The following is an 18,650-nucleotide window of genomic DNA, read 5'->3' on the forward strand; positions in this document are numbered from 1 at the left end:
TTCGGTTTTCTGAAGGCTAATTTGGGTTTCACTCGAATGTCCGTCAGAGGCAAAGATAAAGTGAAAAATGAATTGGGGTTTGCATTTATGGCCGTGAACTTGAGAAAGTACACGGCCACGAACGGTGACATAGGGCCAGGAAATAAGAAAAACTCCACAAAAAAGGTTCCAAGCACTTATTATTTGCTTGGAACCTTTTTACTTACTATTTTTGGCTAGTTTTGTCCCAGCCTCCCTCCGATTTCATATGTAGGGTCGTGTTTAACGAACCCCAAAAAATGATTTTATTTTCGCTAGGACGCCCTTTTCTTGCTCGAATGACATGAGCGGAACCGTTTCTCCTAAAATGCGTCGTGCAATATTTCGATAGGCAACTGAGGCCTTGCTATCAGGATGAAGCGCAATCGGCTCTCCCTTGTTTGAAAATTTAATCACATTCTCATCGTCAACGACAATTCCTAATAGTTCGATGGCTAAGATGGAAACAATCTCGTCCACATCCAGCATCTCTCCGTTTTTCATCATATGGCCACGGATTCGATTGACGACGAGACGCGGTGCTTCAACCTCTTCCTTCTCGAGAAGGCCAATGATCCGATCAGCATCACGGACTGAAGAAATTTCAGGAGTTGTAACGACAATCGCTTTATCCGCCCCCGCGACCGCATTTTTAAAGCCTTGTTCGATCCCAGCCGGACAATCGATCAAGACATAGTCATATTCTTGTTTAAGCTCCTCGACGATTTCCTTCATTTGTTCAGGGGTTACTGCAGACTTATCTTTCGTTTGCGCAGCAGGTAACAAATTCAAACATTCAAAGCGTTTATCTTTGATGAGCGCCTGCTTTAGCCGACAACGCCCTTCCACTACATCGACAAGGTCATAAATAATGCGATTTTCTAAACCCATCACCACATCTAAATTACGCAAGCCAATGTCCGTGTCGACTAAACAAACTTTTTTTCCTGAAAGGGCAAGGGCGGTTCCTATATTTGCAGACGTTGTCGTTTTACCAACTCCACCCTTACCGCTTGTAATAACGATTGCCTCTCCCACGCGTAATTCCCCTTTCTTTCCTCTATTGCTCTACCATTTCGTCCAAAAACGTTGCGAGATTTGGTCTTATCTTTAACAACTTCTGAACGCGATCTAGCTGAATTTCATTCGTATCCGATGCAATGTATGCACATTCCATGATCCGGTCGCCAGCTTGTTGCTCTTCCTTGGACCAATGAAAAATTTGTTCTCCAATCCGCAGTTGAGCAGGTGCCATGTGCGACGTTGCAATGACCGCCTCTCCGTTTCCTTTATAACCAGCATGAGCAATGCCACGCAAGGAGCCTATCACAAAAATATTTCCAGAAGCTCGAATCGTTCCTCCAGGGTTTACATCCCCAATTAGCAGCAAATCACCATCCACTGAAAACACTTGTCCAGAACGAATGACTTTTGCTACAGAAACGATTTGTGCTTCTTTCCTTTTTTCTTCAGCCTCTTCTTTTGTCATGACTTGGGACACAAACTCCTCAACGTCCAAGTTTCGTCCATCGGTAATCAATTCTTGAATATGTCGCTTCTGTTCTACAGTTAAATAGCGATAGCCAACATCTACTTTAACCTGTATTCTTGGTTGGTCTTCCATTTGATAATGTTTCGAAGACAGCTTTTCAGCTAGCTCCCCAACAATACTGTCGAACGAGCAGCGATCATCTAAATGAAAGGTAAGACCATCCTTCGTCCCTTTAATGGTTACAGCTTGTTTTTTTTGTGTTGTCATCGTCCATGTTCACCTCAGCGAAGCACAAGTACCTTCAGTGTTAGACGTTGATCCATCCACTTGAAAATACCGTGTTGTTTATCTAATTCCACACAGGTATTTCGTTTCCCTTTTTTCGTCCTTATTTTTCTCGAAATCTCGCCATTTTCAAGACATATTGTAACAATTTTCGCATCGGAAGCACCATTAGTATGGCAAACGCCCCATTTAACGCCAGTGTTGGCAAAAGACGATGCTGAAAAAACATTGTATGGTCCATCTCTGTAAGGCCAATGATTTGCAAAAGACCGTATTGGTAGTACTCAAAAAGAAAAACGGCTAAAAACGCTAATGTGACTTGCGTGAGATTGCTATATTGTAGCCATTTATATGTTAGAGCAAAACCGTATCCTAACAAGGCGAATCCAAACATATAAACACCGATTAAATCCGTATAGACAACATCAAATAGCAGTCCAAAGATCAACCCGTATAACGCACCACTCCACCGCCCTAAGTATATGCCGATAAATACAAGCATAACGATGAGAAACCTAGGGACAATCATAATCTCACTTGCAAACCGCTCTGTGATGACTAGTTGAAACAATGTGCCTTCAAGAATAAAAATGAAAAACATCAGCCCTGGGAGGATGAAACGACTCACAGTCCTCCCTCCTCAATAAGTTCAGGGTCCATTGCTGTACTTAATCGTTCAATCACGATGACGTAATCGAGTGAGAGTAAATCGGCGTATGGCCTGATGTATGCATTTTGTGTTAATCCATACTCGTCCGGCTCTACCCGTTCCACTTCACCGATGATAATGCCACGTGGATAAACAGTCCCTAAACCAGAAGTTGACACAAGTTGTCCAGGTTCAATCTCTGCATCCATCTCTAGCTTTCTCATAACTAAAAGGCCCGTTTCATCATCATACCCCTCAATAAATCCAACAGGACCTGCTTTATCATCACCATCGATTCGTGCAGATACACGATTCGTTCGATCCGTATCTGTCAACAATTGTACTCGGGAAGAGAACTCACTTACTCGTTGAATTTTTCCGATCAAATAACCATTGGATGAGACGACGGCCATGTCGTCTTCCACACCGTGCTGACTCCCTATGTTAATTCCGATCGCTTCATTCCAACGGTCAGGTGACCTGAAAGTAACGACCGCATTACGCATTCGATAGTCTGATAGACTTTCTTCTAAATCAAGAATTTCACGCAATGATTCATTTTCTTCTTTTAACACATTTCGCTCAACGGATATTTGCGCATATTCTTCAAGCCGTGCCTTCAACGTTTGGTTTTCCTCATAAAGGTGGCGGAGTTCAGAAACCTCCTCAAAGAAACCCGCGACTAAATGTGCGGGTCTCATAACGATCGACTGAACCCAACCAACGGAATCATGCAAAAAACGCTCTGCCCACGTCAATCGTTCCCGGTCACTCAATGAATAGCCAATCAAAGCCACCAAAACAATAATGCTTACGAGCAGTACAATTAGTTTTTTGTTTGAAAAAAATGATGGCATCCCAAGCACCTACTCACGATTTTCGGTCAGCGCTTGATGTAATCCCAGCCTTGGACCGAAATAAATGCAAGTTTTCCAATGCTCGCCCTGTGCCAATCGCTACACAATCAAGCGGTTCTTCGGCAACGATGACTGGCATGTTTGTTTCGTCACTCAACACTTTATCTAAGTTTCGTAACAAAGCACCACCACCTGTTAACACAATGCCACGATCCATAATATCTGCAGCAAGTTCTGGCGGTGACTGTTCAAGAGTATTTTTTACAGCTTCAATGATGGTTTGAACGGTGTCCGATAGAGCCTTGGATATTTCTTCAGCCGTGACTTCAATCGTTTTCGGTAATCCTGTTAATAAATCCCGACCGCGAATATCCATATTGTCTACCCCTTCAGGTGAACCTGCCGAACCAATCTCAAGCTTTAATGCTTCTGCTGTCCGTTCCCCAATCATTAAATTATACGTTTTCTTAATGTATTGGATAATCGCCTCATCCATTTCATCTCCAGCTACACGGATGGACTGGCTCGTGACAATGCCACCCAAAGAGATAATGGCTACTTCTGTTGTTCCACCACCAATATCAACGACCATGCTACCTGTCGGCTCCCATACTGGCAAATCAGCTCCGATTGCAGCCGCAAATGGCTCTTCTAGCGTATATGCGTACTTTGCCCCAGCCTGTTTTGTCGCATCTTCCACCGCTCTCTTTTCGACTGCTGTAATTCCCGATGGTACGCAAACCATGACTGCAGGCTTTCTCGTGAAAATTGAACGATTTTTTTGCGCTTGACGAATGAAGTATTTTAGCATAGTGGCTGTCGTTTCGAAGTCTGCGATAACCCCGTCCTTCATTGGACGTGTAGCGACAATATTACCCGGCGTACGACCGATCATGTTTTTAGCATCGTTTCCGACCGCTTCGATCGTCCCAGTATCCGTACGTTTAGCCACGACAGAAGGCTCACGTAATACAATCCCTTTTCCTTTGACATATACAAGTGTATTTGCTGTACCTAAATCAATTCCAATATCTTTTGAAAACCCACCGAACATCTATGTATCTCCCTTCATGAATAACCGAAGTCATAACAAATATTATATCGAAATTTCCTCTAAAAACATAGCCTTTCATTTCCCTTTGATCATTTTACATTTTTATTGCGATTTTATACAGACCTTTCGCTGATTTTTATGAAAATGGTAAATGTCCTTTTTCCTTTAAGCTAACGAATGTTCGATCACCAATGATCACATGATCTAGCAGTTCAATCCCGATCAATTTTCCCACCTGTGCTAATCGGTGTGTCACTTCAATATCTTCTCGGCTTGGAGTTGGGTCTCCGGATGGATGATTATGGAGGCAGATGAGTGAAGCGGCTGACCTTCGTAACGCTTCCTTGAACACTTCACGGGGGTGGACGATGCTAGCGTTTAAACTCCCGATGAATACGGTTTGCTTATGAAGAACTTGGTTTTTCGTATTTAAATACAGACAAACAAAATTCTCTTGGCTGAGAAAACGCATTTCTTCCATAACAAAGCGCGACACGTCTTCTGGAGTGCGAATCACATACCGATCCATCTCCTGCATCGTATGAATTCTTCGGCCTAGTTCAATCGCGGCACAAAATTCTATCGCCTTTGCTTCACCGATACCATGAATGCTCGTCAACTCCTCTACCGTCGCTTCTCTCAACAACCGCAGACCGTCGAAATGACATAAAACATGTTGTGCAAGCTGTAGCACAGATTCGTTCTTTGTACCTGTCCGAAGCATAATCGCTATTATTTCTTGATTAGAAAGCGCGTGAGCACCTTCATGCAGCAACCTCTCCCGTGGTCGTTCCCTGTTTGGAACATCACGAAGCGTCATAGACATATTCGACAAAAGGGAGTACTCCTTTCTTAAAAAGTGTTCGAAAAATCACAAAATCTTATACTTATTACTTTTCTAGAAAAAAGGAAATGAAGGAGCCAAACCTAACAAAGCAGTTGCTAAAATCGTGTGGAAAATCCATGGACCTTTAGAGCACGTACTGTTCTCGAAAGGGGTAACCCGACAACGTTATAATAATCCCCCTTAAGTTCCTTCACTAAATAGGCACCTAAACCTTGGATACCATAAGCTCCTGCCTTATCAAACGGTTCACCTGTTTGCAGATATGTTTCAATTTCAGTGACCGTAAGCGGCCAGAATCGGACTTCGGTTGTTTCCACAAACGTTTCGACTTGCCCCTGATGCAAGAGCGCCACTCCTGTTAACACTTCGTGGGATTGATCCGATAGTTGGGATAACATCTGTCTAGCTTCTTGCTCTGTTGCTGGTTTCCCAAGAATACGTCCTTGAAAGACAACGATTGTATCTGCGGCGAGGATGAAAGAGTCCTCGTGTTTTTTTGCTACGTCTTGTGCCTTTTGTCTTGCTAGTTGCTGTACAACCTCATCTGGTGGGAACGTTGGATCAAAAGTTTCATCAATTGTACTTTTACATACTGTGAAAGGGACGTTCATTTGTTCTAGAAGCTGCTTTCTGCGTGGGGAACCTGAAGCTAAAATAAGTGGTTTCATGAAGGGAGCACCTCTTTCAATAAAGATTAACATCTCTATTGTACAAGGTATGAGACCATCATACCAAATTTTTCAACAAACAACAATCAAAAGGAAGCTCCAACCCATGTGAGTTTTTTCCCGATTCAAGAGTATAAATTGGAATTAGAATGGGCTTATACTAATCACAAAAAAAGCGAGACCTCGCCATTTAAGAACGGGAGGTCTCGCGCGAAAACAGTTGATACTGTACAAGGGCATCTAGGAGCTCCTGTTGCGTTTTCCAAAGGGCGTTTCCATCTTGTGTTGAGACATACGATGCTAGGTGATTTCCGGCTTGGATTAAATGTTCATTGATTACTTGAAGATGGGAAGCTGTCGATTCATCAAGTTCCTGAAAGGCGGTTTTCTGCTGTCCGTGAAGCCTTTCTACCTCTTTTCGTATTCCTTCAACAGACTCTTTTGTGATCGTTGCTCCTCCTGCTGTTAATCCATCCACCGAGAGACTGACTAACTGCTGATAACTTGACTCCATGTCATGAAGCCATTGAATGGTTTCCTCGTTTAACCTTTTGCTATCGGAAGTTGGTGCTGCAAATGATTTAATGTACGTATCTTGATCTAATTCTGAATAAGCTTGAGCCACATCCTGTGCTTTTGCCCGATCTTGCGCTAAGCCAATAAACATGTAAACTGAATCATCACTTTCTACTAGAGCAGCTGCCCTTCCCTTCTCTTGTAGGCTTGCGATGACCGCTTCTCCAGCCTCAATTGAAGTAAAAGCACCACCTTGGACAACCTCAACCGCTAACTCGGGAAAAGAAGCATCCCCTTGTGAAACAGCTGGAACCGTCTCCTGCACTTCACCAGATGCCACAGGTAATTCATCAGCTGTAAAGATGGTCAGTACAATGAACCCTAAGCTTGTCCCGACGATTAAAGCTGATACGAGTGCCATAATGAGAATAACCGGCACTTTTTTCACTTTTAGTGCGAATCTCTCATTTGTTCCGTACGGCTTTTTTTTCTTACGTTTGTAAGGGATTTTTGGACTCTTCTTCCGGTTCCCGTCATCCCAAAATGGTTCTTCATTCCGAATACGATCTTCATACCTTTTATGAAAATCGATCACTTTATCTGCATCTTCTCTAGGCTTTCGGCTTCTGTCATTTTTTTTTGCAGCTGAGGTTGGGTTGTTCTCAACTAATTCTTGAAATGGTTGGCGCTTTCCATTCAGACGAATCGAGACTTTTGCCTTATTTTGATCCATATTCTCAACACCCTCTCTAGCAATTCCACCTTTCCCTAAAGTCTATTAAACGAATGAATTTCATAGAACCATTTAAGCAAAAAACGATTACTTTTCATTGGACACTACTTTTTTAGGTTTTAAAGCCAACGTACGTACCATTGAATAAGAGCATCTCCATACAAATAAGCAGTGAGGCTACCTAAGATGATAAATGGACCAAATGGAATGGGCTCTCGTCTTTTAATTCTTCCCAGCATCATCCCAACACCGCCTCCAATCGCGCCAAAAAGGCTGGATAGCATTATCGCTACTAGTGTAAGTTTCCACCCTAATACGAATCCGAGGACAGTAAAAAGCTTCACATCTCCTCCACCGATTCCGTTAGGATAGATCAAATAGACGATGAACAATAAGATGTATCCTACAACGGCTCCTGCCCAAGCATCCCACCACGGGTTTAGTGGAGCGAGCGTTGCGCGAAAAAGAACAAATAAGATAGCAAAGAAGAGAATGATGCGGTCTGGAATGATCATGTAAACAAGGTCACTAACAAAGATGATCGAAAAGAGAGAGACGAGCGCGAGAGCTACAAGTAATTCCATATTCCAGCCAAAGACAAGAAGCATTATGGAAAAACCGGACCCTACAGCTAACTCGACGAATGGGTAAAGGGGAGATATTTTTTGACGACAGTTTCGGCATCGGCCTCTTTGCCAAACATAGGAAAGGACAGGGATTAACTCAATCGTGGCAAGTGTCCTTTTACAGTATGGGCAATGGGAGCGAGGAGCCACGATTGATTGTCCTTTCGGCACACGCAAACCGATCACATTAAAAAACGAACCAAGTACCATACCGAGCACGAAGAGTAGGAGAAACGACATCACATCAATCTGATGCAAATGGCAAAACCTCACAAATAATATTGTTTTCGGAAGTGGTGGAAATCTCCCACTTTAAGTATAAAGGATAGGATGAAAATGTCTATTCCTTTTCATCATTTTCACAAGATAGGATCTCTTCTTACAATGATAGGGAGTGCTCTTGTTTTATATCGCTATAGGTCGCGACTCGATTACGTCCCTTTGACTTAGCACCGTTATACATCGCCCGATCAGCTTTACGTATGAGGTCCATGGCATGATCTTTTTTTCCAGCCTCTGCTATACCGAAGCTTGCGGTGACTTTAATGTCCACCGTTTCTCCTACTAATAGATCGGATCGAATGAGTATCGAGCGAGAAGAGAAATCCTGTTGAAGTAGAATTCCCACTTGACGTGCGTCCTCTTCACCATGATGAGGTAGCAATATGACAAATTCTTCTCCACCATACCGAGAAATCACACTGTTATCTGGACATATCTTTCTCATCCGATCAGCCACCGCTTCAAGTACATCATTCCCACTTTGATGCCCATACGTATCATTAATCTTTTTGAAATGATCCAGATCCAGAAGAATAATTGAAAACGGGAAGTCAGCCTCATTCACGGTTTTCTTCAATGCTTCCATCATATAACGAAAATTATAAAGGCCAGTTAAAGGATCGCGGACGCTTTCTTGTTTTGTCGTTTCTAGCAAGTCAACATTTTTAATCGCGACAGCAAAAATATTGACCAATATTTCTAGCATATGAATCCGCTGCTTCTTAAAATGATACATGTTCTTTGAAAAAACCGTAATGACTCCATACGTATCTTCTTTTTGACGAATCGGTAATGAAACAACAGACTGATAGATTTCAGGCAAGCGGATATCTCGTAGGTCACCGTCTTCTCTTCTTAGCATCGTATAAGGGCTTCCTGTCTCATAAACGTTTTTACTATAAAGATCTCCGTTTTGAAAATGGTTTGACCATTCAGCATCTAGTAAACTGCCATTCAACAGATTGAGTTCCTGTTGTTTCCCCTCATAAAGAACAACCGTATCAGCTTCTAAAAACTGCTCTACTTGTACGGCAAATAGATGAATTAACTTCTCCCGTGTGTTACAAGCATTTAACTCATGGCCGTACTCTGTCACGTCCTTTAGCATTCGGTTCGTATACTGGCTCTTATGATACATTTGCAAAAACATGCCGATCCCCGCAAAAAAAGATCCTAAAATAAAGACTGCCACGAGACCAACTGCTTCTGATAAATATAAAAGCATTAAACCTAACGGTAGCATAATGCTAGAGATGGCTACTTCTCGCATAATCCCCTTCAGAAATGAAGAATTCGCCTTTAATACAAGTACCCGAAACAAGTGAATCAAGGTATGATTAACGACTAGAAACGTCACCGCATATGCAAATATCGGAACGAGCTGTTGTTGAAAAGTTAAGGCTAAACCTCGTCCAACTTCACCACCTAAAAAATAAAAAACAGCGGCTGACACAAGGGAAGTAATCAAAAAAATAAATGTGTTTACTGGAATTCTATATAGGCTTCCATATCGTACACCAGCTGAGTATAGAGCAGTAATGATCGCAAATTGGGTCATGACAATTTCTACAAGAAGCCCATATTTCAAAAAGACAGCCAGACTCACCCACTGAAAAAGGGTGAGCACATGGCCACGATAAATGATCGGCATCGACGCCGTTAAGATCATCAAGAGTAAAAAGCTTATTTTTTCAATAGCGGTCAAATCACCGCGGGGAATGAGAACAACGCTTAAAGCGAACAATACGACAAGATACCCAAGATACAGTCCCCATAACCATTGCTTTTGCTTTAGATTCATCGCATTGCTCACCTCCCCAGCGGAATACACGTTATCTCTCTAACAGAAACGCCCTAACTTTTGAAATAAAATAAAGTGACCCGCAGATGATAACCATTTCATTAGCTTTACAACTTTCTCGTTCTCGCCTAATGGCCACTTTCCAATCTGCACAAATGGATTTGTTATAAACAGGCGCTTGTTCATACAATTGCTCTGCTTTCTGAGCTCGTTCAAATTCAAATGTCGTAAAAGTAAAAGAAGCGGGAAGGTCAACATAAGGGGCCAGTAAAGCTTTCATCTCTTTTTCTTTCGTTACAGCCATGACAAAGCGATACTTATACGTTGGAAAGTGAAGCGCTAGTAATTCGGCTAGTGCTTTCATGCCTTCTTCATTATGAGCTCCATCTACAAACGTAAGCGGTGCTTCAGATATTTTTTCAAAACGCCCAATCCATGTCGTGTTCCTAATCCCCCTAACAATATGGTCATTAGAGAGCTCGTAGTGTTTCATGGATCGTAATTGTTCGATGGCTTGAATCGCCATACTTGCATTCTCTATTTGATGGTGGCCTTTCATTACCGTTTCTAATGATAGGGTGAGACCTGATTGTGATTGATATGAAAAAAACTGTTTATCCATTGTCACACTTTTGGGCAAGGAGTGGAAATCAGTTCCGTAAGCAAAGAGCGGAGCTTTCACCTTGTTCGCCTTATCCTGAATCACCCGAAACGCTTCAGGTTGTTTAACATGAACGATGGCTGGAATATCCGGCTTAATAATCCCCGCTTTTTCATAAGCAATGCTTTCAAGGGTTCCCCCCAATACGTTCATGTGATCGTGTCCAATTGACGTAATAATCGATAGAAGCGGGGTCACAATATTTGTGGAGTCAAGTCTCCCCCCAAGCCCGACCTCTAGTAGAACGATGTCAGGGTTCACACGGGCAAAAAAGTCAAAGGCTATGACCGTAATAACCTCAAACTCCGTGGGGCTCCCCAAATCTGTCCTTTTCAGCTCTTCGACCACGTCGATAATATTTAAGCAGCTTCGTACAAGCTCTTCGCTACTGATCGGTTCGCCTTTATAAGCAATACGTTCCCTAAAATGTTCAATATAAGGAGATGTAAACGTACCTACGTTGTAGCCTGCTTCGGTGAGCATGCAACGCATAAAGCTAACCGTTGAACCCTTTCCGTTCGTTCCACCGATATGAACAACGTTTAACTCTTTTTCTGGGTGTCCAAGCTTCTCCAACATCCATTCAATTCGTTGTAAACCTGGCTTAATTCCAAACGGTAAAAAAGAATGAATCCATTCAATGGCTTGCCTTTCATTTTGCACAGCTATTTTCCTCCATGTCTATCAAGTATGACATGATTATAACGAGAGTTCATCCAGCCAGCAATGAGGAAATACAAATCGTCTTTTAACAGACATATTAGAAAATTTTTAACTAACCATTACCTTATTCCTTGATTCCATCATACCATATACACGCAAAAAGAAGGATGAGAAAGATTGTCGAAAATTGACTAATAAGAACTAAATACCTATTACATATAACCTATAACTTATCATTTATTCATCTTTCGTACTCGCATGAAGGTAAAAAGACAAGAGAGCGCCTACTATTTTAAAGCGTAAAAGAGCACTGGTTCAAAAGTCTATCTTTTGAGGCTGCTTTTTGCTTATTCGTTCGAAATGGCTACTTGGCGGACGCTTTTGCAACATCGACTCACGCACACTTTGTTTGCATTCGTCGTGTTTCTTTGCCACGTGCAACGCTCCAGCTTCCTCGAGAACCCCACTCTCGGCGATCTTCCGTTGTTGCTTTTCCCGCTGGAGTCGCCCGCTGTCGCTCGAAGGAACCAACGAAATCACACCAACACAAAAATCGGGAGAATCTCATCAAACGGTTCTCCCGATTTTATGTTTGAAGGTGCTTTTGGGACAGCGCCCTCTTTTTATCCTTTTAGTTCTTTAATTCTTGCTCTGACCGCTGCTCGTTTTTCGAGATAATCCGCTTCCTTCTTCCGCTCTTCTTCGATTACTTTCTCTGGGGCCTTTGCTAAAAAACCTTGATTAGACAGTTTTTTCTGTACTCGTTCTACTTCTTTTTCAAGCTTATTCTCTTCTTTTTCAAGGCGAGCAATTTCTTCCTCTAAATCTAACAATCCAGCCAACGGTAAGTAAAGCTCAACCCCTGATAAAACATTCGACATGGATTTCTCTGGTTTTTCAATCGCCGTTCCCATTACAAGCGTGCTAGGGTTACAAAACTTTTCAATGTAGTGCTTCCCTCGCTCTAGCTGAGTCAGAACGTCTTCGTTCTTCGCTTGAATATGCAATTCAATTTCCTTGCTCATCGGAACATTTAGTTCCGCACGGGTATTGCGGACAGAGCGAATAATGTCTTTCAATAGCTCCATGTCGCCCATCGCTTGTTCAAACGTAAATTCTTCTGATTTCACCGGCCATGAAGCAACAGTGATCGATTCGCCCTCATGCGGCAAATGCTGCCATATTTCCTCGGTAATAAACGGCATGAGTGGATGTAAGAGACGCATCGTTTGGTCAAGAACGTAGGCTAATACAGAACGAGTCGTCTTTTTCGCCACTTCGTCTTCCCCATATAAAGGGAGTTTCGCCATTTCAATATACCAATCACATAGATCATCCCAAATAAAGTTATATAAATGGCGACCGACTTCACCGAATTCGTAAGCATCGATTAAGCGCGTGACTGTTTCAATCGTTTCTTGAAGACGTGTTAAAATCCATTGATCAGCAATTGATTTCTCACCTGTTAAGTCAATTTCATCATAGGACATTCCATCCATGTTCAAAAGAGCAAAGCGAGATGCATTCCAAATTTTATTGCCGAAATTCCATGTTGATTCGACTTTTTCCCAGTAAAAGCGCAAATCATTTCCCGGGGAACTACCTGTAGCTAAGAAGAAGCGTAAGGCATCGGCTCCGTATTTGTCGATCACTTCCATTGGGTCTACACCATTACCAAGCGACTTGGACATCTTTCGTCCTTCTGCATCCCGAACGAGACCGTGGATTAATACATCTTTAAACGGTGGCTGACCGGTAAATTCAAGGCCTTGGAAAATCATCCGTGATACCCAGAAGAAGATAATGTCATAGCCTGTCACTAGCGCATCAGTTGAGTAGTAACGCTTGTAGTCTGGTGCTTCCTCATCTGGCCATCCCATCGTTGAAAACGGCCATAGGGCTGAGCTAAACCACGTATCAAGAACGTCCTCATCTTGTTTCCAATTGTCTTTATCCTGCGGCGCTTCATGTCCTACATACACTTCTCCTGTTTCTTTATGGTACCATGCAGGAATACGATGCCCCCACCAAAGCTGACGAGAAATGCACCAGTCGCGAATGTTTTCCATCCAGCGAAGATATGTTTTTTCGAATCGGTCCGGGACAAAGTTGACTTTGTTTTCTGTTGTTTGCAGTTCAATTGCTTGCTCCGCCAGTGGCTTCATCTTGACAAACCATTGTGTCGATAAGTAAGGCTCGACTACCGCACCACTACGCTCTGAATGCCCGACCGAGTGAACATGCTCTTCGATTTTAAATAAAACCCCTTGTTCTTGTAGGTCTTTGACAATCTGCTTCCGGCATTCAAATCGATCCATGCCTTCATATTGGCCAGCCTTCTCATTCATCGTCCCGTCCTCATTCATAACGAGAATGCGCGGAAGGTTGTGGCGGTTACCGATTTCAAAGTCATTTGGATCATGGGCTGGAGTAATTTTTACCGCTCCAGAGCCAAATTCCATATCGACATAATCATCAGCAACAATTGGAATCTCTCGTCCGGTTATAGGAAGCTTCACCATTTTGCCGATGAGGTGTTGATACCGCTCATCCTCAGGATGTACGGCTACAGCCGTATCACCAAGCATCGTTTCCGGGCGCGTCGTGGCAACCTCAATTGCTCCGTCTCCATCGGCTAATGGGTATTTCATATGATAGAAATAGCCTTGCACATCTTTGTAAATGACTTCGATATCCGATAGGGCCGTTTTCGTCACTGGGTCCCAGTTAATAATATATTCTCCCCGGTAGATAAGCCCCTTCTCATAGAGCTTGACAAACACTTCTCGAACCGCTTTAGACAGCCCTTCGTCCAACGTAAATCGCTCGCGGGAATAGTCGAGAGAGAGGCCAAGTTTTGCCCACTGCTGACGAATAAAATCAGCATATTCTTCTTTCCATTCCCACGTTTTCTCCACAAACGCCTCGCGCCCTAAGTCGTATCTAGACTTACCTTCCTCTCGCAATTTCGCCTCTACCTTTGCTTGTGTGGCAATCCCTGCATGGTCCATCCCTGGTAACCAAAGGGTATCATACCCTTGCATTCGCTTTACTCGTGAGAGAATATCTTGTAGCGCCGTATCCCACGCATGCCCTAGATGCAGTTTCCCTGTTACATTCGGTGGTGGAATAACTATGGTGTATGGTTTTTTCGTCTCATCAGATGTAGCTTCAAAAAATTTCCCTTCAATCCAATATTCATACCACTTCGATTCAATGTCTTGTGGATGATATTTTGTTGGCATTTCTTGATCCTGCTTTGTCATCTTTTTTCCTCCTTGCTTACCTTTAATTACGGCAGTAACATAAAAAACCCCCTTCGCTCAAAGGACGAAGAGAGTTTACTCGCGGTACCACCTTTGTTTGCCTATGGAATCATCACCATTGGCACACTCGACATGATAACGGCTTTTCGCCGACCTTACTTACTTGTGTTCAGTAAAGCTGCTCCAGGGCGACCTTCACCTCGTACATCCTAAGGAACCTCCCAGCCAATGGATTCCTCTCTCTGAAAAGGGTTCGGAAGCTACTCTTCCCTATCTGTGCATTTAAGATTATGTACATTATACGTTTATAAGTATTTTAGCGTTCCTTCATTGGATCGTCAACAACAGCATGATCTCTTTTTATGATAATTATACATGGGCCGATGCACCAGTTGCCTTGAAAACGCATAGGCTGATAACAAGATCATACACCGTATGTGAGAGGTGCTTTCGGATGAGACGACCGTACTACAAAAAACCCCCATGGTATTTAAAAATTCGCGCGATCATCGCCCAATTTCTTTTACCGTTAATCATTTTTCAATTTTTTCGTACACTGTTTTTCCCGACTTCGTTTGACGTCATTTTATTAACATTCCTTATCTTCCTTTATTGCTGTATGCTCATTCGGTTATTCTAAAACATGATGGCATCCATATATTAGGATAGGGCGGATAGCCCAATCTTATAAAAGGAAAACTTCATAAAGTGCAAAGAGACTACCTTCGTAAGAAGGCAGTCATGATAGTCCGCTTTCGTTGATAGCTGGTGTGGGGAGCAAACTTTTCGAAAATCGTTCAACTCGCCGCAAATTAAGCAAACGTTTCTCCAATCGCTTCACATGTTTGACTTCTGATGGAGGACCAGATTGCTGTTGATAAGCTTCGATCCCGTATATAACTGGATCTGGAAAGGATAAATAGGCGTGCAATAACCGTTTTTCTTCCTCTAGTAATGGAAGGTGTTGCTCATAACGATAAAGCCAGCGGTGCCCTTCCTCTTCAGACCAAAGGGCGTGCGGAAAGCTATGTCTAAAAAAGCTGGCTAAATCACGAGCAGGTGTGTCCAATGCAGCCCGCTCAAAGTTAAACAACAACGGTTCATGTCGCTCATTAAAAAAAGCATGGGCGCGGCTTAGCCTTCCGTGACAGAGGACGCTTCGATATTTTTCTTTCTCCAAGCACGTCTCATACCATGCTTCAAGGGACTCCTTCGCCGTGTGGGCCATATGCTCTAAAAATGAAAAGTGAGTTAATAACGTTAGCTCATAAGGAGACATATACGTTTTTCGTTCCGCCTGATCTGCAAAGCGATTCATTGTCAGCCATCGCGAATCCCATCGGTCACGCAGCTCGTTGTATGAAGCTTCAAGCTGCTCCTTCGAGAACGGCTGTGTCTTTACGGTCAAACGATGAATGACACCGAGCTGATCTGCCAGCTTCTCTTCTTGTGATTCACGGGCATTGTAAGGAATTGATTCAATCCATGGCATCACATAAAAACTCGTATCTCGATCTGTCAGTGTATATTCACCAAACTTTGTCGGTAAAAGAGGGACCACTTTCCGATAGCCTAAACGATCAAGCTTTCTCATACAGTAGACGAACCAATCGGCTTGCGATCGTGTCATTTGCGTCTTTTTTAAGGCAAATAAACCGTGCTTTGTGACGAGTTTCTTCACGTTCTCCCCATGGTCCTCTACCGCTTCTGGATATAAATCATACTGATACAAAATCGCCTCAAGAGGTAGTTGAGCTTGTTGCATAATCACTCACCTTCTTTTTTTCGTCAAGCCAACCGCTTAATTCTCGCACTAGCTTACGTGCTTTCTCCCATTCCTTTCGCACATCTTTACCTTCCCGTACACCTTGAAGTTCATACGGCTTCAAACATTCAGCTAATAGTAGATACCCTTGTCCGTCTGTTAAAGGGTGAAAATCATCCATTTCATCAAGAAGACGTTTTAATGAGTCCGTGCCATACTCCTCCATCCACAATAGAAGAAAGGTTCGTAACGGAGCATAGCTCTTCTGAGGTTCCTCTTTTCTTGGACAGAAGAAAAATAACCCGTTCCAAGAGTATCCACGATCGATGGACAGTGACGCTGGTAATGTTGGAGGCTCAAGCTTGGAAAACCATGCCGTTAATTGCTCAGATTGCTGAATTCGTTTTTTACCCTCTCGTACAAGTGCTGCCCATTGCCCCCCTGTTCCAACAGAAGAGGGAGCGATTAAACGTTCCTGAGTTGAAGCGCTATACGGGGTTTGTTCACCAAATGCCAGCATGTTCCCGATGAACGCTCCCCATATCGCCTCCCGATTTTCTTCTAATTGAAGCGGAACCGCTCCTTCCATATGATCATGTACGGTAATCCATTGATGTTCATACGGAATGGCGGTTCGCCCATCTTTCGTTCGTATCATTCGATCAACAAACACATGCGGGGGCTGCTGGCATGTATCTCGCCAAGCAACATGCCATTCAAGTAAATCAAATTCGTCCCAATATTCAATCCTCTTATGGCCATACTCTGTTTGAATGAGATGGTCGGAAAGCTGGACCACTTCCTGATATGAGTAATTTTCCTTCAAGTGGTTGACAAGAGCCATAACTGCTCCTCCTTACCCCTCTTTCGACTGATGTGATGGGACAGGAATGTAAAGAATTTGCCCTTCTTCCACCCGTTCCTCTGTTAAACGATTGAAACGTATTAAGTGACTTGTCGAAATATCATATCGCTCGGCGATCATATCAAGAGATTCATTTTCTTGAATGATGCACATCTTTAACTTCGAAAATTCCTCTTCACCGTTCGTCATCATTTTTGTTAAATAAAGGGCATTCTCTTCTCGATGTCCTTTTGGTTCGTCTGTATCTTCCCCTAGATCTTCTTGTGATTCCTCGTCTATTGCTACTTCCTCTCGCTGAACGCCAAGTTGAATTTTCGTAGGATTCTCTTCTTCTTCCACACTTTCGGAATCATCGTGTTCTACGTCTACTTCTCCACGCATCAGCGCTGGTTCAATAGCATTTTCTTCGTTGACTTGCCCGTCTGCTGTCTCATCCTGATTAGCAACTGATGTAACTTCTTGATGATGATTTTCCTCTTGCTGCTTTTGAACGGAGGCTGTAGACTCCTCCACTTTTGCCTGATCCGCTTTTGATTCCTCTATTGGCTCCCCTTCGTGTGCCTGCTCTTCGTTCGATACAACCACATCTTCCTCTAGTTTATTTTCATTATCTGCTGGTTGAAATTTAAATGTTTGTCGAGACTGCACTCCCTCATTCCATGCACCAGCCTCCTCATTCACAAACGGTTTCTTCGCTTCAAACGAAAAAGTAGATGGGATAGGCTCTAACTGTGGTGGCTTCGGGAGTGGGTCGATGGCTGCTGGACGCTCCGATTGTGCTTTTTGCTTTGACACAGGAGGCTCACTTGTCATACCGCTAATCGACACATCTGCCGTTAATTGAATGCAGCTTCGTTCTGGCAAGTCATAATCAAATGAATCAACTTGAACGTAAATATCGTCTAGTTTTTGAATTCGATTTAAAGGAATCGTCACATCAATCGGGAAAAAATGTTGAATGCTCCCCTTTCCCTCGTCATCAATGGTCACTTCTTCGACTGAACGAAACGACACCTGTTCTTGAATGGCCGAAGTTGGATCAAGGGTCGCTTCCTCTTCCGTCGGTACATATTCTCCAAGAAGTCTTAAGCCGCCTTTAATATAGACATGATCCTGCTTTTCTTCGATCCGAATATCAGGCTCAAGGGACATTGCCAATATTTCTTTTACTTCTTGCCCTTTATTAAGCCAAACGGTTTCTTCAATGGAAAACGACAACTTTGAAGGTCGTTCTTGCGTCATTTTCATTCCTCCTCATCTGGAATTCAGTTCACCTGTGCTCGTTCACGATCAGTACGATACACTCTATGACACAACCGCATCGTTTATGATTGAACACAGCTTGTCTTTCTCTCCTTGCTTCGCTTCCATCCTATGCGGTTCCCCTAGCAACATATGCCTATGGATTTGTGCTTTTTAGATTAAAGGGGCAGATTGTCACTTGCGAAAAACGTTCACAAGAGAATAAAAAAACCGGTTCTTAGTCAAATGTTGGGGTGGCATAGGAGGGCGAGCCCCTCTTATCCTACCCCGAATGTCTGATGTTTGAATTGATGATGCAAGAGAATACGGCTTCGCAAGCGATCATAACGCCGAAAACCA

General features: G+C 43.0%; 17 protein-coding genes, 1 pseudogene and 1 other annotated feature. Of the genes and pseudogenes, 2 read left to right on the forward strand and 16 right to left on the reverse strand.

Annotated features, from left to right (window positions below; translation table 11 throughout):
- Nucleotides 1-219 (forward strand): annotated as a pseudogene (locus E2L07_RS21065) (IS5/IS1182 family transposase); the annotation flags it as partial.
- Between the two features lie 42 nt (nt 220-261).
- Here the strand turns inward: E2L07_RS21065 and minD are convergent.
- The 13 genes from minD to E2L07_RS17785 form a co-directional block, all read right to left on the reverse strand.
- Nucleotides 262-1,056, reverse strand: a complete 795-nt coding sequence (gene minD, locus E2L07_RS17725) for a septum site-determining protein MinD (RefSeq protein ID WP_010899171.1) — start codon at nt 1,054-1,056, stop codon at nt 262-264.
- Between the two features lie 22 nt (nt 1,057-1,078).
- Nucleotides 1,079-1,777, reverse strand: coding sequence for a septum site-determining protein MinC (gene minC / locus E2L07_RS17730; RefSeq protein WP_010899172.1), 699 nt, complete (start codon nt 1,775-1,777; stop codon nt 1,079-1,081).
- Nucleotides 1,778-1,898: 121 nt separating this feature from the next.
- A complete protein-coding gene (mreD, locus tag E2L07_RS17735) occupies nt 1,899-2,423 on the reverse strand; it encodes a rod shape-determining protein MreD (RefSeq protein ID WP_053430590.1) in 525 nt (174 codons plus the stop codon).
- Nucleotides 2,420-3,301 carry a rod shape-determining protein MreC gene (gene mreC / locus E2L07_RS17740; protein ID WP_134230217.1) on the reverse strand — a complete coding sequence of 294 codons (882 nt, stop codon included), beginning with the start codon at nt 3,299-3,301 and terminating at the stop codon, nt 2,420-2,422. The genes mreD and mreC overlap by 4 nt, the downstream gene beginning before the upstream one ends.
- A gap of 13 nt (nt 3,302-3,314) precedes the next feature.
- Nucleotides 3,315-4,355 (reverse strand): rod shape-determining protein, encoded by a 1,041-nt coding sequence (locus E2L07_RS17745; protein ID WP_010899175.1) that lies wholly within the window; start codon nt 4,353-4,355, stop codon nt 3,315-3,317.
- A 136-nt stretch (nt 4,356-4,491) separates the two neighbouring features.
- Nucleotides 4,492-5,175 (reverse strand): RadC family protein, encoded by a 684-nt coding sequence (radC, locus tag E2L07_RS17750; protein ID WP_053431938.1) that lies wholly within the window; start codon nt 5,173-5,175, stop codon nt 4,492-4,494.
- A gap of 122 nt (nt 5,176-5,297) precedes the next feature.
- Nucleotides 5,298-5,870 carry a Maf family protein gene (locus tag E2L07_RS17755; RefSeq protein WP_134230218.1) on the reverse strand — a complete coding sequence of 191 codons (573 nt, stop codon included), beginning with the start codon at nt 5,868-5,870 and terminating at the stop codon, nt 5,298-5,300.
- 190 nt (nt 5,871-6,060) lie between these two features.
- On the reverse strand, nt 6,061-7,119 hold the full coding sequence (locus tag E2L07_RS17760) for a hypothetical protein (protein ID WP_134230219.1): 1,059 nt from the start codon (nt 7,117-7,119) through the stop codon (nt 6,061-6,063).
- Between the two features lie 119 nt (nt 7,120-7,238).
- Nucleotides 7,239-7,985, reverse strand: a complete 747-nt coding sequence (locus E2L07_RS17765) for a prepilin peptidase (protein WP_134230224.1) — start codon at nt 7,983-7,985, stop codon at nt 7,239-7,241.
- A 139-nt stretch (nt 7,986-8,124) separates the two neighbouring features.
- On the reverse strand, nt 8,125-9,828 hold the full coding sequence (locus tag E2L07_RS17770) for a sensor domain-containing diguanylate cyclase (protein WP_053430588.1): 1,704 nt from the start codon (nt 9,826-9,828) through the stop codon (nt 8,125-8,127).
- 31 nt (nt 9,829-9,859) lie between these two features.
- A complete protein-coding gene (locus E2L07_RS17775; RefSeq protein ID WP_010899181.1) occupies nt 9,860-11,152 on the reverse strand; it encodes a bifunctional folylpolyglutamate synthase/dihydrofolate synthase in 1,293 nt (430 codons plus the stop codon).
- Between the two features lie 315 nt (nt 11,153-11,467).
- Nucleotides 11,468-11,683 carry a hypothetical protein gene (locus E2L07_RS20950; RefSeq protein WP_041820779.1) on the reverse strand — a complete coding sequence of 72 codons (216 nt, stop codon included), beginning with the start codon at nt 11,681-11,683 and terminating at the stop codon, nt 11,468-11,470.
- 92 nt (nt 11,684-11,775) lie between these two features.
- Nucleotides 11,776-14,418, reverse strand: coding sequence for a valine--tRNA ligase (locus E2L07_RS17785; protein ID WP_134230221.1), 2,643 nt, complete (start codon nt 14,416-14,418; stop codon nt 11,776-11,778).
- A 57-nt stretch (nt 14,419-14,475) separates the two neighbouring features.
- Nucleotides 14,476-14,704, reverse strand: a binding site (T-box leader).
- 168 nt (nt 14,705-14,872) lie between these two features.
- Here E2L07_RS17785 and E2L07_RS17790 point away from each other — a divergent pair.
- The gene (locus E2L07_RS17790; RefSeq protein WP_010899183.1) at nt 14,873-15,058 is read left to right on the forward strand and encodes a hypothetical protein; all 186 of its coding nucleotides are present in this window, start codon (nt 14,873-14,875) and stop codon (nt 15,056-15,058) included.
- 99 nt (nt 15,059-15,157) lie between these two features.
- Here E2L07_RS17790 and ysxE read toward each other — a convergent pair whose 3' ends face one another.
- The 3 genes from ysxE to spoVID are packed head-to-tail and all read right to left on the reverse strand — an operon-like array spanning nt 15,158 to nt 18,290.
- Complete coding sequence (ysxE, locus tag E2L07_RS17795; protein WP_053430585.1) at nt 15,158-16,183, reverse strand: spore coat protein YsxE; 1,026 nt, start codon at nt 16,181-16,183, stop codon at nt 15,158-15,160.
- Nucleotides 16,158-17,027: a hypothetical protein gene (locus E2L07_RS17800; protein ID WP_134230222.1), complete on the reverse strand. Its 870-nt coding sequence runs from the start codon at nt 17,025-17,027 to the stop codon at nt 16,158-16,160. Before E2L07_RS17800 ends, ysxE begins: the two co-directional genes overlap by 26 nt.
- A gap of 12 nt (nt 17,028-17,039) precedes the next feature.
- The gene (gene spoVID, locus E2L07_RS17805; RefSeq protein ID WP_166740118.1) at nt 17,040-18,290 is read right to left on the reverse strand and encodes a stage VI sporulation protein D; all 1,251 of its coding nucleotides are present in this window, start codon (nt 18,288-18,290) and stop codon (nt 17,040-17,042) included.
- Nucleotides 18,291-18,650: the final 360 nt, after the last annotated feature.

Origin of the sequence: Halalkalibacterium halodurans (assembly GCF_004376175.1) — a bacterium.
In the GTDB taxonomy this organism is placed as follows: Bacteria; Bacillota; Bacilli; order Bacillales; family Bacillaceae_D; genus Halalkalibacterium; species Halalkalibacterium halodurans.